Source organism: Pseudomonas sp. B21-012 (assembly GCF_024749305.1).
Lineage (GTDB): Bacteria > Pseudomonadota > Gammaproteobacteria > Pseudomonadales > Pseudomonadaceae > Aquipseudomonas.
The window spans coordinates 2,103,935-2,118,809 of the sequence record NZ_CP087197.1 but is presented as its reverse complement, the minus strand read 5'-3'; the positions used below and the strand labels follow the sequence as shown (position 1 = coordinate 2,118,809).

Here is a 14,875-nt window from a genome sequence, read left to right as displayed (position 1 = left end):
CCCAGCTCGCCCGGGGACACCTGTCGCGGGCTGCAGGCACACAGATTTCCATTAGCCACGCCCGCAGACGCGGGCCAACGAAGAACTTTGAACCATGGCCACTATCCACGTAGACGGCAAAGAGCTCGAAGTCAACGGCGCAGACAACCTGTTACAGGCGTGTCTGTCGCTCGGCCTCGACATCCCCTATTTCTGCTGGCACCCGGCGCTCGGTAGCGTCGGTGCCTGCCGCCAGTGCGCGGTCAAGCAGTACACCGACGAGAACGACACCCGTGGTCGCATCGTCATGTCCTGCATGACCCCTGCCACCGATGGCAGCTGGATTTCCATCGAAGACGAAGAAGCCAAGGTATTCCGTGCCAGCGTCGTCGAATGGCTGATGACCAACCACCCGCACGACTGCCCGGTCTGTGAGGAAGGCGGTCACTGCCACCTGCAAGACATGACGGTAATGACCGGCCACAACGAGCGCCGCTACCGTTTCACCAAGCGTACCCACCAGAACCAGGAGCTCGGCCCGTTCATCGCCCACGAGATGAACCGCTGCATCGCCTGCTACCGTTGCGTGCGTTACTACAAGGACTACGCCGGCGGTACCGACCTGGGCGTATTCGGTGCCCACGACAACGTCTACTTCGGTCGCGTTGAAGATGGCACCCTCGAGAGCGAGTTCTCCGGCAACCTCACCGAGGTCTGCCCGACCGGTGTGTTCACCGACAAGACCCACTCCGAGCGCTACAACCGCAAATGGGACATGCAGTTCGCCCCGAGCATCTGCCATGGTTGCTCCAGCGGTTGCAACATCAGCCCGGGTGAACGCTACGGCGAACTGCGCCGGATCGAAAACCGCTTCAACGGTTCGGTCAACCAGTACTTCCTCTGCGACCGTGGCCGTTTCGGCTATGGCTACGTCAACCGTGAAGACCGTCCACGTCAGCCACTGCTGGCCGACGGCACCAAGCTGAGCCTGGATGCCGCCCTGGACAAGGCCGCGGACATGCTGCGCGGGCGCAATATCGTCGGTATCGGTTCGCCGCGTGCCAGCCTTGAAAGCAACTACGGCCTGCGTGAGCTGGTCGGCGCCGAGCACTTCTACTCGGGTATGGAAGCCGCTGAGCTGGCCCGCGTACGCCTGGCCCTGCAAGTGCTCAACGACAGCCCGCTGCCAGTGCCGACCCTGCGCGACATGGAAGACCATGACGCGGTGTTCGTCCTCGGCGAAGACCTGACCCAGACCGCTGCCCGCGTGGCCCTGGCCCTGCGCCAGTCGGTCAAGGGCAAGGCCGAAGCCATGGCCGATGCCATGCGCGTTCAGCCGTGGCTAGATGCTGCGGTGAAGAACATCGGCCAGCACGCCATGTACCCGCTGTTTATCGCAAGCCTGGCCGAAACCAAGCTTGATGACGTCGCCGAAGAGTGCGTGCACGCAGCGCCGGACGACCTCGCCCGCATCGGTTTCGCCGTGGCTCACGCCATCGACCCGAGCGCGCCAGCCGTTGACGGCCTGGACGCCGAAGCCCTGGCCCTGGCCAAGCGCATCGCCGACGCCCTGGTGGCCGCCAACCGTCCGCTGGTGGTTGCCGGTACCTCGCTGGCCTCCAACGCCCTGATCGAAGCCGCGGCCAACATCGCCAAGGCCCTGAAGCTGCGCGAGAAGAACGGTTCGCTGAGCCTGGTGGTGCCCGAGGCCAACAGCCTGGGCCTGGCCATGCTCGGTGGCGAGTCGATCGATGCCGCGCTGGATGCGGTGATCGAAGGCAAGGCCGACGCCATTGTCGTGCTCGAAAACGACCTGTACAGCCGCGTTGCCGCGGCCAAGGTCGACGCTGCCCTGGCCGCCGCCAAGGTGGTCATCGTTGCCGATCACCAGAAGACCGCCACCACCGACCGCGCCCACCTGGTGCTGCCGGCGGCGACCTTCGCCGAAGGCGACGGCACCCTGGTCAGCCTGGAAGGCCGCGCCCAGCGCTTCTTCCAGGTGTTCGACCCAACCTACCTGGACAGCAGCATCCTGGTTCACGAAGGCTGGCGCTGGATGCACGCCCTGCGTGCCACCCTGCTCAACAAGCCGGTCGACTGGACCCAGCTGGACCACGTCACCAGCGCCTGCGCCGCGGTCGCGCCGCAACTGTCCGGGATCGTCAACGCCGCACCGTCCGCGTCGTTCCGCATCAAGGGCATGAAGCTTGCGCGTGAGCCGCTGCGCTACTCCGGCCGTACCGCCATGCGCGCCAACATCAGCGTGCACGAGCCGCGTACCCCGCAAGACAAGGACACCGCGTTCGCCTTCTCCATGGAAGGTTACTCGGGTTCGGCCGAACCGCGCTCGCAAGTGCCGTTCGCCTGGTCGCCGGGCTGGAACTCGCCGCAAGCCTGGAACAAGTTCCAGGACGAGGTCGGTGGTCACCTGCGCGCAGGCGACCCGGGCACCCGCCTGATCGAAACCCAGGGCGACAAGCTCAACTGGTTCGCCAGCGTTCCGGCAGCTTTCGCTCCGGCCCGTGGCACCTGGCAAGCGGTGCCGTTCTACCACCTGTTCGGCAGCGAAGAGAACTCCTCGCGCGCAGCCCCGGTGCAAGAGCGCATCCCAGAAGCCTACGTGGCCCTGGCCAAGTCCGAAGCCGACCGCCTGGGTGTCAACGACGGCGCCCTGCTCAGCCTCAACGTCGCCGGCGTTGCCCTGCGTCTGCCGCTGCGCATCAATGAAGAACTGGGCGCAGGCCTGGTTGCCCTGCCGAAAGGCCTGGCCGGCATTCCGCCAGCCATCTTCGGTGCATCCGTCGAAGGCCTGCAGGAGGCAGCACAATGACCTGGTTCACCCCTGAAGTGATCGATGTGATCATCACCGTCATCAAGGCCATCGTGGTCTTGCTGGCCGTGGTGGTCTGCGGTGCGCTGCTCAGCTTCGTCGAGCGGCGCCTGCTGGGCTGGTGGCAGGACCGCTACGGTCCGAACCGCGTCGGCCCGTTCGGCATGTTCCAGATCGCTGCCGACATGCTCAAGATGTTCTTCAAGGAAGACTGGAACCCGCCCTTCGTCGACAAGGTGATCTTCACCCTGGCGCCGGTGGTGGCCATGAGCGCCTTGCTGATCGCCTTCGCGATCATCCCGATCACCCCGACCTGGGGTGTCGCGGACCTGAACATCGGCCTGCTGTTCTTCTTCGCCATGGCCGGCCTTTCGGTATACGCGGTACTGTTCGCCGGCTGGTCGTCGAACAACAAGTACGCCCTGCTCGGCAGCCTGCGGGCCTCGGCCCAGACCGTGTCGTACGAAGTGTTCATGGGCCTGGCGCTGATGGGCATCGTTGCCCAGGTCGGCTCGTTCAACATGCGCGATATCGTTGACTACCAGGCCCAGAACCTGTGGTTCATCATTCCGCAGTTCTTCGGCTTCTGCACCTTCTTCATCGCTGGCGTCGCCGTGACTCACCGTCACCCGTTCGACCAGCCGGAAGCGGAACAGGAACTGGCCGACGGTTACCACATTGAATATGCCGGCATGAAATGGGGCATGTTCTTCGTCGGTGAGTACATCGGCATCATCCTGATCTCGGCGCTGCTGGTAACCCTGTTCTTCGGTGGCTGGCACGGCCCGTTCGGCATCCTGCCGCAGCTGTCGTTCGTCTGGTTCGCCCTGAAGACCGCGTTCTTCATCATGCTGTTCATCCTGCTGCGCGCCTCTATTCCGCGCCCGCGCTATGACCAGGTGATGGACTTCAGCTGGAAGTTCTGCCTGCCGCTGACCCTGATCAATTTGCTGGTGACCGCTGCGCTCGTGTTGCTCAACACGCCAGCTGTTGCGGCCCAGTGAGGATTTGACCCATGTTCAAATATATTGGCGACATCGTTAAGGGCACTGGCACCCAGCTGCGCAGCCTGGTGATGGTGTTCTCTCACGGTTTTCGCAAACGTGACACCCTGCAGTACCCCGAAGAGCCGGTCTACCTGCCGCCACGCTACCGTGGCCGCATCGTCCTGACCCGCGACCCGGATGGCGAAGAGCGCTGTGTAGCGTGCAACCTGTGTGCCGTGGCTTGCCCGGTCGGTTGCATCTCGCTGCAGAAAGCCGAAACAGAAGACGGTCGTTGGTACCCGGAGTTCTTCCGCATCAACTTCTCCCGTTGCATTTTCTGCGGCCTCTGCGAGGAAGCCTGCCCGACCACCGCGATCCAGCTCACCCCGGATTTCGAGATGGCCGAGTTCAAACGTCAGGACCTGGTGTACGAGAAAGAAGATCTGCTGATCTCCGGCCCCGGCAAGAACCCTGACTACAACTTCTACCGTGTTGCAGGTATGGCTGTTGCCGGCAAGCCGAAAGGCGCCGCGCAGAACGAAGCCGAGCCGATCAACGTGAAGAGCTTGCTCCCTTAAGGAAGAAAGATGGAATTCGCTTTCTATTTCGCATCCGGTGTCGCTGTGGTGTCCACCCTTCGGGTGATCACCAACACCAACCCCGTGCACGCCCTGCTCTACCTGATCATTTCGCTGATCTCCGTGGCGATGACCTTCTTCGCCCTCGGCGCTCCGTTCGCCGGTGTCCTGGAAGTGATCGCCTACGCTGGCGCCATCATGGTGCTGTTCGTCTTCGTGGTGATGATGCTCAACCTCGGGCCGGCTTCGGTCGCCCAGGAACGCGGCTGGCTCAAGCCGGGCATCTGGCTCGGCCCGGTGGTGCTTGGCGCACTGCTGCTGGTCGAGCTGCTGTACGTGCTGTTCGCCAGCGAAAGCGGCGCCGGCATCGGCCACACCACGGTTGACGCCAAGGCCGTCGGCATCAGCCTGTTCGGCCCTTACCTGCTGGTGGTGGAACTGGCCTCGATGCTGCTGCTCGCCGCAGCGGTGACGGCTTTCCACCTCGGCCGCAACGAGGCGAAGGAGTAATCACATGCCAGCAATTCCTCTCGAACATGGCCTGGCCGTCGCCGGCATCCTGTTCTGCCTCGGCCTTGTCGGCCTGATGGTACGCCGCAATATTCTTTTCGTGTTGATGAGCCTGGAAATCATGATGAACGCCTCGGCACTGGCCTTCATCGTCGCCGGCAGCCGCTGGGCGCAACCGGATGGACAGATCATGTTCATCCTGGTGATCAGCCTGGCAGCGGCCGAGGCCAGTATCGGCCTGGCGATCCTGTTGCAGCTGTATCGCCGCTTCCACACTCTCGATATCGATGCTGCCAGTGAGATGCGCGGATGAACCTTCTCTTTCTGACGTTCGTATTCCCCCTGATCGGCTTCCTGCTGCTGTCGTTCTCGCGCGGCCGCTGGTCCGAGAACCTGTCGGCACTGGTTGGCGTCGGTTCGGTGGGCCTCTCGGCCATCGTCGCCGCCTACGTGATCTGGCAATTTAATGTCGCCCCGCCTGCAGGCGGCGCGTACAGCCAGCTGCTGTGGCAGTGGATGTCGGTGGACGGCTTTGCGCCGAACTTCACCCTGTACCTGGACGGCCTGTCGGTGACCATGCTTGGCGTGGTGGTCGGCGTCGGCTTCCTGATCCACCTGTTCGCCTCCTGGTACATGCGCGGTGAAGCCGGTTACTCGCGCTTCTTCGCCTACACCAACCTGTTCATTGCCAGCATGCTGTTCCTGATCCTGGGCGACAACCTGCTGTTCATCTACTTCGGTTGGGAAGGCGTGGGCCTGTGTTCGTACCTGTTGATCGGTTTCTACTACAGCAACCGCAACAACGGTAACGCCGCACTCAAAGCCTTCATCGTCACCCGAATCGGCGACGTGTTCATGGCCATCGGCCTGTTCATCCTGTTCCAGCAACTGGGCACCCTGAACGTTCAGGAACTGCTGGTGCTGGCCCCGCAGAAATTCCAGGCGGGTGATTTCTGGATGGTCCTGGCAACCCTGATGCTGCTCGGTGGCGCGGTCGGTAAATCGGCCCAGCTGCCGCTGCAGACCTGGCTTGCCGACGCGATGGCCGGCCCTACCCCGGTTTCGGCACTGATCCACGCGGCAACCATGGTGACCGCGGGCGTTTACCTGATTGCCCGTACCCACGGCCTGTTCGCCCTGGCCCCTGACGTGCTGCACCTGGTCGGTGTGGTCGGCGGCGTGACCCTGGTGCTGGCCGGCTTTGCCGCCCTGGTGCAGACCGACATCAAGCGCATCCTCGCCTACTCGACCATGAGCCAGATCGGCTACATGTTCCTGGCCCTGGGCGTGGGTGCCTGGGAAGGCGCGATCTTCCACCTGATGACCCACGCCTTCTTCAAGGCCCTGCTGTTCCTTGCTTCCGGTGCGGTGATCGTTGCCTGCCACCACGAGCAGAACATCTTCAAGATGGGCGGCCTGTGGAAGAAACTGCCACTGGCCTACGCCAGCTTCATCGTCGGTGGTGCCGCCCTGGCTGCCCTGCCGCTGCTGACCGCCGGCTTCTACTCGAAAGACGAGATCCTCTGGGAAGCCTTCGCCAGCGGCAACAACGGTCTGCTGTACGCCGGCCTGGTCGGTGCCTTCATGACCTCGCTGTACACCTTCCGCCTGATCTTCATCGCCTTCCACGGCGAAGCCAAGACCGAAGCTCACGCCGGCCACGGGATTTCCCACTGGCTGCCGCTGGGCGTGCTGATCGTGCTGTCGACCTTCGTCGGTGCCTGGATTCATCCACCCCTGGCGGGCGTACTGCCGCAGAGCGTCGGCCATGCCGGCGGCGAAGCCAAGCACAGCCTGGAAATCGCCTCGGGTGCCATCGCCATCGCCGGTATCCTGCTGGCGGCGATGCTGTTCCTGGGCAAGCGACGCCTGGTTACCGCGATTGCCAACAGTGGCATCGGTCGTGTGCTGTCGGCCTGGTGGTTCGCCGCCTGGGGCTTCGACTGGATCTACGACAAGCTGTTCGTCAAACCTTACCTGCTGATCAGCCACATCCTGCGCAAGGATCCGGTTGACCGCAGCATTGGCCTGATTCCGCGTATGGCGAAGGGCGGTCATGCCGCCATGAGCAAAACCGAAACCGGTCAGCTGCGCTGGTACACCGCTTCGATCGCCGTAGGTGCCGTGCTTGTGCTCGGTGCCGTTGTTATGGCTGCGGTCTGATATGAACCTTGCGACTTTGCGAAAGGAATTGAGCCCGTCATGATTTTGCCTTGGCTGATCCTGATCCCCTTCATCGGCGGCCTGCTGTGCTGGCTGGGTGAGCGCTTCGGCGCCACCCTGCCGCGCTGGATTGCGCTGCTGACCATGTCCCTGCTGCTTGGTATCGGCCTCTGGCTGTGGGCCAACGGGGACTACACCCTGGCCCCTGCACCGGGCGCCGCGCCCGAGTGGACGTTCGAATTCAAAGTGCTGTGGATCGAGCGCTTCGGCATCAGCCTGCACCTGGCCCTCGATGGCCTGTCGCTGCTGATGATCCTGCTCACCGGCCTGCTCGGTGTGCTCTCGGTACTGTGCTCGTGGAAAGAGATCACTCGCCACGTCGGCTTCTTCCACCTCAACCTGATGTGGATCCTGGGCGGCGTGGTCGGTGTGTTCCTGGCCCTGGACCTGTTCCTGTTCTTCTTCTTCTGGGAAATGATGCTGGTGCCGATGTATTTCCTCATCGCGCTCTGGGGTCACAGCTCCTCGGATGGCAAGAAGACCCGGATCTACGCCGCCACCAAGTTCTTCATCTTCACCCAGGCCAGCGGCCTGATCATGCTGGTGGCGATCCTTGGTCTGGTACTGGTCAACTACAGCAACACCGGTGTGATCACCTTCGATTACACCCAGTTGCTCAAGGCCGACCTGCCGGCGGGCACCGAGTACCTGCTGATGCTCGGCTTCTTCATCGCCTTCGCGGTCAAGCTGCCGGTTGTGCCGTTCCACTCCTGGCTGCCTGACGCTCACGCCCAGGCACCGACCGCAGGTTCCGTCGACCTCGCCGGTATCTTGCTGAAGACTGCGGCCTACGGCCTGCTGCGTTTCGCCCTGCCGTTGTTCCCGAACGCTTCGGCCGAGTTTGCGCCGATCGCCATGACCCTGGGTCTGATCGGGATTTTCTACGGTGCTTTCCTGGCCTTCGCACAGACCGACATCAAGCGTCTGATCGCCTTCTCCAGCGTTTCGCACATGGGCTTCGTGCTGATCGGGATCTACTCCGGCAGCCAGCAGGCCCTGCAAGGCGCGGTGATCCAGATGCTGGCTCACGGCCTGTCGGCAGCGGCACTGTTTATTCTCAGCGGCCAGCTGTACGAGCGCCTGCATACCCGTGACATGCGTCAGATGGGCGGCCTGTGGCACCGCATCGCCTACCTGCCGGCCATCAGCCTGTTCTTCGCCGCCGCCTCCCTGGGCTTGCCAGGCACCGGTAACTTCGTTGGCGAATTCCTGATCCTGATCGGCAGCTTCGTCGCTTCGCCGTGGGTCACCGTGATCGCTACTTCCGGCCTGGTGTTCGGTTCGGTGTATTCGCTGATCATGATTCACCGCGCCTACTTCGGCCCGGCCAAATCCGATGAAGTCCTGGCTGGCATGGACACCCGCGAACTGATCATGGTGCTGGGCCTGGCTGGCCTGCTGATCCTGCTGGGCGTCTACCCGCAGCCGTTCCTGGACACTTCTGCCGCCACCATGAGTGGTGTACAGCAGTGGCTGGGTTCCGCTTTCACTCAACTCGCTTCGGCCCGGTAAGAGCGCTATGGACCTGACGATTCAACACTTTATCGCGCTTGCGCCGCTGCTGATCACCACCATCACCACGGTCGTGGTGATGCTGGCGATCGCCTGGCGGCGCAACCACTCGCAAACCTTCCTGCTGTCGACCGTGGGCCTGAACCTGGCCCTGCTGTCGATCATCCCGGCGCTGAAGGTTGCGCCCCTGGCAGTCACCCCGCTGCTGACCATCGACAACTTCGCCTGCCTGTACATGGCGCTGATCCTGGTTGCCACCCTGGCTTGCGTCACCCTCGCCCACGCCTACCTGGGTGATGGCGGCAAAGGCTACCCGGGCAACCGCGAAGAGCTGTACCTGCTGATCCTGATGTCCGCCCTGGGCGGTCTGGTACTGGTCAGCGCGCAGCACCTGGCTGGCTTGTTCATCGGCCTTGAGCTGCTCTCGGTACCGGTCTATGGCCTGGTCGCCTATGCCTTCTTCAACAAGCGTTCACTGGAAGCCGGCATCAAGTACATGGTGCTCTCGGCCGCAGGTTCCGCCTTCCTGCTGTTCGGCATGGCGCTGCTGTATGCCGACGCTGGCAGCCTGAGCTTCGACGGCATCGGCAAGGCCCTGGCAACCACCAGCATGCCAAGCATGATCGCCCAGCTGGGCCTGGGCATGATGCTGGTCGGCCTGGCCTTCAAACTGTCGCTGGTGCCGTTCCACCTGTGGACCCCGGACGTCTACGAAGGTGCTCCGGCACCGGTCGCCGCCTTCCTGGCCACCGCCAGCAAAGTAGCGGTGTTCGCCGTCGTCGTACGCCTGTTCATGATCTCCCCTGCGGCCAGCAGCGGCGTATTGACCACCGTGCTGTCGGTGATCGCCGTGGCCTCGATCCTGATCGGTAACCTGCTGGCGCTGACCCAGAGCAACCTCAAGCGCCTGCTCGGTTACTCCTCGATCGCCCACTTCGGTTACCTGCTGATCGCCCTGGTGGCGAGCAAGGGCCTGGCGGTCGAAGCCATCGGCGTGTACCTGGTCACCTACGTGATCACCAGCCTCGGTGCCTTCGGCGTCATCACCCTGATGTCCTCGCCATACAACGGCCGTGACGCCGACGCCCTGTACGAGTACCGCGGCCTGTTCTGGCGCCGTCCGTACCTGACCGCGGTGCTGACCGTGATGATGCTGTCGCTGGCCGGTATCCCGCTGACCGCAGGCTTCATCGGCAAGTTCTACATCATCGCTACCGGCGTCGAGTCGCAGCTGTGGTGGCTGGTCGGTGCCCTGGTGATCGGTAGTGCCATCGGTGTGTTCTACTACCTGCGCGTGATGGTCACCCTGTACCTGATCGAGCCAAACCTGCGTCGTCACGACGCCCCGCTGAACTGGGAACAGCGCACCGGCGGCGTGATGCTGCTGGCCATCGCCATCCTCGCCTTCGTCCTGGGCGTGTACCCGCAGCCGTTGCTGGACATGGTCCAGCATGCAGGCCTGCAACTGATCGGTTGATCGATCAGGCACTGACAAACACCCCGCTTCGGCGGGGTGTTTTGTTTTCAGGCCGAAACCCTCATCGCGGAGCAAGTCGGGTCGCCGCACCGCCGCTCCCACTGGATGGGCTGCCCTGTAGATATCAGTGACTGTGCTTCGTCTGATAGTTGCGACGTCAGATACCCGCTCTCAGTCCTGGAACCCCATCGATGCACCCCACCCTACCCCGCTCCTCCCTCGCCTTGCTGATCTCCTGTGCCGCGTCGGTGCAGGCCAGCGATAGCATCGAACTCGGCCAGGTGCTGATCCAGGAACAGGAGCAGAGCGAGCTGCAAGATGCTCGCGAACGCCTGCAGCAGGTGCCTGGCGCCAGCAACCTGATCGACATGCAACGGGTGGAGCAAGGCCGGGTCGCCAGCAACCAGGATGTGCTCGCCTACCAGCCCGGGGTTTTCGCCCAGTCGGCTGGCAACGACGGCATCAAGCTGTCGATCCGGGGTTCGGGTATCAACCGCGCCCCCGGCGCTCACGGCTCGGGTGTGTACACGATGTTCGACGGCCTGCCGCTGACCGGCCCGGGTGGCACGCCCTATGAACTGTTCGAACCACTGTGGCTGAGCCGCGCCGAAGTGCTGCGCGGTGCCAACGGCTTCGACCGCGGCGCGTTGGCGCTGGGCGGCGCTATCGACTACATCACCCACACCGGCCGCGACGCCGCACCGCTGCAACTGCGCTACGAGCTCGGCAGTCGCGGCTACGCCAAGCGTCAAATCAGCTCCGGCCAGGTCCTGGGCGACCTGGACTACTACGTGGCGCTGACCGATTCCGAATACGACGGCTACCAGCGGCACACCAGCGGCAGCAGCAAGGGCATCGCCGCCAATGTCGGCTACCGCTTCAATCCGAACCTGGAAACCCGCTTCTACCTGCGTTATCGAGAGACCGAGAATGACCTGGCCGGGCGCTTGACCCAGGAGCAGATCAAGCATGATCCGCGCGGGGCCAACTCTACTTATTTGCGTCGCGATGCCAGCCGGCCACAGCCAGGCAGCACCTGGCTGGCGAACAAAACCACCTTCTACCTGGACGACGATTCGCGCCTGGAAGCAGGCGTCGTTTATCACGATTACCCGATGGACCTTCTCGAAGGCCCCAACCGTCTCAAAGTCGCCTACTCCGATGTCAGCGGAACCTTGAACTACTTCCGCCGAGACACCTTGTTTGAACATGAGAGCAAGACCACCGTGGGTTGGCGAACCACCAAGCACCTGCCCAACAGCGGCGCTTCAGAGTTCGTCCGTGTGCCAGAGCCCTCTAATGGCAATAAAGCCGTGGGCACCCGCACCCGCGATTTCAGCTACCAAGGTTCCGACACTGTCCTGCATGTCGGCAACGAACTGGAACTGATCCCCGACCTGTGGCTGACCAGTGGCCTGGCGGCGATCTATACCCGCCGCGAGAGCGCGGTGACCTACCCCGACAATGGCGGCAAGGTCAGCCAGAGCGACTGGGACTACGCCCCGCGCCTGGGCCTGCGCTACGACATCAACCCGCAGTTGCAGGTATTCGGTAACCTGAGCCGTTCGGTGGAGCCGCCGCACCCGTGGTCGCTGATCTGGAGCTCTCCGGCAGTCAATGGTAAGCAAATCCAGCCAATCGAAATGCAGAACCAGACCGCAACCACCCTGGAGCTGGGTGCCCGCGGCGAGTCGACCATTGGCCGCTGGGATCTGGCCTGGTACTACTCCAACGTCCGCCATGAATTGCTCGCGGTGGAAATCGTCCCAGGCCTGCCCGCTGCCGAATTCAACGCCAGCCCGACCGTGCACCAGGGCATCGAGGCCGGCCTTGACAGCCTGCTGTGGCAGCGTGCCGGGGTCGGCACGTTGAGCCTGCGCCAGGCCTACACCTTCAGCGACTTCCACTACCGCGACGACGACAGCTTCGGCGACAACCGCCTGCCGGGCATCCCCATGCACTACTACCAGGCCGAACTGCGCTTCGACCTGCCCAGCGGCCTGTTTGCAGGGATCAACACGCAGATGGCCTCCAAGGTCCAGGTCGACTACGCCAACAGCTACCCGACCGACGCCTATGCCATTCTCGGCGCCACCCTGGGCTACAACTCGCCGAAACAGGACTGGCAAGCCTGGCTCGACCTGCGCAACCTGACCAACAAACGCTATGCCGCCACCGTCACCCCCGGCTACAACGACAACGGTACCGACATTGCCCGCTCGACCCCGGGCGAAGGCTTCGGGGTCTATACCGGGGTGTCCTACAGCTTCCGTTAACTGGGCAATTGCACCTGCGGTTTGGTCGAGACGAAGATCGCCCAGCTGGACATGAACAGCGCGGCGATCAGCGGGCCGATGACAAAACCGTTGAGGCCGAACACTGCCAGGCCACTAAGGGTCGAGACCAGGATCAGGTAATCGGGCATCTTGGTGTCCTTGCCCACCAGGATCGGGCGCAGCACGTTGTCCACCAGGCCGATGACGAACACGCCGAAGGCGGCCAGCACCGCGCCTTGCCAGAAGGCGCCGGTGGCGACGAAGTACACCGCCACCGGCGCCCAGACGATCCCCGCGCCAACTGCCGGCAGCAACGACAGAAAGGCCATCAGCACGCCCCAGACCAAGGCGCTGGGGATGTCGAGAATCCAGAAGATGATCCCGCCCAGGGCGCCCTGGGTCACCGCCACCAGCAGGTTGCCCTTGACCGTGGCGCGTACCACGCGGTTGAACTTCAGTTGCAGACGGCGCTTTTGCTGTTCGGCCAGCGGCACCGCGGTGCGGATCTTGCGCACCAGCTCGGCGCCGTCACGCAGGAAGAAATACAGCAGGTAAAGCATGATGCCGAAGCTCACCAGAAAATCGAAAGTCCCCTGGCCGAAGCTGAAAGCCTGAGTGGCGAAGAACTGGCTGCCTTGCATGGCGCCCTTGGTGATTTTATCGCGCAGGCCGGCCAGGTCGCCCATGCCCATGCGCTCGAGGAAGTTCTGCACAAAGGCCGGGAGGATGTTCTTGAAGCGCTCGATGTAGCCGGCCAGGTCCAGCTCGCCGCTTTCGATGTTCTTGTACAGCGCCGCGCCCTCCTGCACCAGCAGGGTACTGATGATGATCACCGGTAAAATTGCAATCACCAGGCAGATGAACAAGGTCAGCCCGGCCGCCAGGTTGCGCCGCCAGCCCAGGCGCGCCAGCAGGCGGCGCTGCAGCGGCGCGAAGACGATACCGAGGATCACCGCCCAGAACACCGCGCCATAGAACGGCAGGAGAATCCAGATGAAAGCGATGGTCACCAGCACCAGCAGTGCCAGTAACGCCTTGTGTTGCATGACGGTTTCGTTCATGTGCGCTCCTTGTGCGTTCTATTCATTAGTGCGCCGGGCATTGCCAAAAGTGCCGTTGATGCAGATCAATAAACACTAGCTGCAGCCGGCGTAGCATCCGCGCCTTTTGCCGCGACCCGATCATGACCCTTCTCGCCAAACCCGAACTGCTCGCCCCCGCCGGCTCACTGAAGAACATGCGCTATGCCTTCGCCTACGGCGCCGATGCCGTGTATGCCGGGCAGCCGCGCTACAGCCTGCGTGTGCGCAACAACGAATTCGACCACGCCAACCTTGCCTTGGGCATCAAGGAAGCCCAGGCCCAGGGCAAGCGCTTCTACGTGGTGGTCAACATTGCCCCGCACAACGCCAAGCTCAAGACCTTCCTCAAGGACCTGGCGCCAGTGATCGAAATGGCCCCGGATGCACTGATCATGTCCGACCCGGGGCTGATCATGCTGGTGCGCCAGCACTTCCCGCAGATGCCGATTCACCTCTCGGTGCAGGCCAACACGGTGAACTGGGCCAGCGTCGAGTTCTGGCGCAGCCAGGGTCTGACCCGGGTAATCCTGTCGCGCGAGCTGTCGCTGGAAGAGATCGAGGAGATTCGCCAGCAGGTGCCGCAGATGGAACTGGAAGTGTTCGTCCACGGCGCGCTGTGCATGGCCTACTCCGGTCGCTGCCTGCTGTCGGGTTATCTGAACCGCCGCGATGCCAACCAGGGCAGTTGCACCAACGCCTGCCGCTGGCAATACACAGCCACCGCGGCCAGCGAGAATGTCACCGGTGAAATCGTTCGCGAAGTGGAGCCGACCCTGGGCCTCGGCGCGCCGACCGAGCAGGTGTTCGTGCTGCAGGAAAGCAACCGCCCGGGCGAAGACATGCCGGCGTTCGAAGACGAGCACGGCACCTACATCATGAACGCCAAGGACCTGCGCGCGGTGCAACATGTCGAGCGGCTGACGCGCATGGGCGTGCATTCGCTGAAGATCGAGGGCCGGACCAAGTCGCACTTCTACTGCGCTCGCACCGCCCAGGTGTATCGCCAGGCCATCGATGACGCGGCAGCCGGACGTGAGTTCGATCGCAACCTGATGCTCAACCTCGAATCACTGGCCCAGCGCGGCTATACCGAGGGCTTCCTGCGCCGGCACGTGCATGACGAGTATCAGAATTACCAGCGCGGCAACTCGGTGTCCGAGCGCCAGCAGTTTGTCGGCGAACTGAGCGGCGAGCGGGTCAATGGCCTGGCTGAAGTGCGGGTGAAGAACCGTTTTGCCGTGGGTGATCACCTGGAACTGATGACACCCAAGGGCAACTACCACTTCGACTTGCATCAGTTGCGCAATCGCCAGGGTGACGAAATCGAGGTAGCACCGGGGGATGGACACACGGTGTATTTGCCGATCCCCGAGCAGGTAGACCTGGCCTTCGGTTTGCTGCTCAGGGATCTGGTTGACTGAA

The 14,875-nt window shown here is 63.1% G+C and carries 11 protein-coding genes; 10 read left to right on the top strand and 1 reads right to left on the bottom strand.

Features of this window, described 5'->3' with window-relative positions; all coding sequences use genetic code 11:
- The first annotated feature begins 94 nt into the window (after positions 1-94).
- The 9 genes from nuoG to LOY37_RS09655 all read left to right on the top strand — a co-directional run bounded on the left by nuoG (position 95) and on the right by LOY37_RS09655 (position 12,371).
- Positions 95-2,809 (top strand): NADH-quinone oxidoreductase subunit NuoG, encoded by a 2,715-nt coding sequence (nuoG, locus tag LOY37_RS09695; protein WP_258716731.1) that lies wholly within the window; start codon positions 95-97, stop codon positions 2,807-2,809.
- Positions 2,806-3,813: an NADH-quinone oxidoreductase subunit NuoH gene (gene nuoH / locus LOY37_RS09690; protein WP_038996049.1), complete on the top strand. Its 1,008-nt coding sequence runs from the start codon at positions 2,806-2,808 to the stop codon at positions 3,811-3,813. The genes nuoG and nuoH overlap by 4 nt, the downstream gene beginning before the upstream one ends.
- A gap of 11 nt (positions 3,814-3,824) precedes the next feature.
- Complete coding sequence (nuoI, locus tag LOY37_RS09685) at positions 3,825-4,373, top strand: NADH-quinone oxidoreductase subunit NuoI (RefSeq protein WP_009400993.1); 549 nt, start codon at positions 3,825-3,827, stop codon at positions 4,371-4,373.
- Positions 4,374-4,382: 9 nt separating this feature from the next.
- The gene (nuoJ, locus tag LOY37_RS09680) at positions 4,383-4,883 is read left to right on the top strand and encodes an NADH-quinone oxidoreductase subunit J (RefSeq protein WP_038996050.1); all 501 of its coding nucleotides are present in this window, start codon (positions 4,383-4,385) and stop codon (positions 4,881-4,883) included.
- A gap of 4 nt (positions 4,884-4,887) precedes the next feature.
- Positions 4,888-5,196, top strand: a complete 309-nt coding sequence (gene nuoK / locus LOY37_RS09675) for an NADH-quinone oxidoreductase subunit NuoK (RefSeq protein ID WP_028944232.1) — start codon at positions 4,888-4,890, stop codon at positions 5,194-5,196.
- Positions 5,193-7,046, top strand: a complete 1,854-nt coding sequence (gene nuoL, locus LOY37_RS09670) for an NADH-quinone oxidoreductase subunit L (RefSeq protein WP_038996051.1) — start codon at positions 5,193-5,195, stop codon at positions 7,044-7,046. The genes nuoK and nuoL overlap by 4 nt, the downstream gene beginning before the upstream one ends.
- 39 nt (positions 7,047-7,085) lie before the next feature.
- The gene (gene nuoM / locus LOY37_RS09665) at positions 7,086-8,618 is read left to right on the top strand and encodes an NADH-quinone oxidoreductase subunit M (RefSeq protein ID WP_258716730.1); all 1,533 of its coding nucleotides are present in this window, start codon (positions 7,086-7,088) and stop codon (positions 8,616-8,618) included.
- Between the two features lie 7 nt (positions 8,619-8,625).
- Positions 8,626-10,095 carry an NADH-quinone oxidoreductase subunit NuoN gene (nuoN, locus tag LOY37_RS09660; RefSeq protein WP_258716729.1) on the top strand — a complete coding sequence of 490 codons (1,470 nt, stop codon included), beginning with the start codon at positions 8,626-8,628 and terminating at the stop codon, positions 10,093-10,095.
- 191 nt (positions 10,096-10,286) lie between these two features.
- On the top strand, positions 10,287-12,371 hold the full coding sequence (locus LOY37_RS09655; protein ID WP_258716728.1) for a TonB-dependent receptor domain-containing protein: 2,085 nt from the start codon (positions 10,287-10,289) through the stop codon (positions 12,369-12,371).
- Here LOY37_RS09655 and LOY37_RS09650 read toward each other — a convergent pair.
- Positions 12,368-13,432: an AI-2E family transporter gene (locus LOY37_RS09650; protein ID WP_258716727.1), complete on the bottom strand. Its 1,065-nt coding sequence runs from the start codon at positions 13,430-13,432 to the stop codon at positions 12,368-12,370. The two genes, LOY37_RS09655 and LOY37_RS09650, sit on opposite strands and share 4 nt — an antisense overlap.
- 122 nt (positions 13,433-13,554) lie before the next feature.
- On the opposite strand from LOY37_RS09650, the gene yegQ reads away from it, so the two are divergent.
- On the top strand, positions 13,555-14,874 hold the full coding sequence (gene yegQ, locus LOY37_RS09645; protein ID WP_258716726.1) for a tRNA 5-hydroxyuridine modification protein YegQ: 1,320 nt from the start codon (positions 13,555-13,557) through the stop codon (positions 14,872-14,874).
- The last annotated feature ends 1 nt before the right edge of the window (position 14,875 follow it).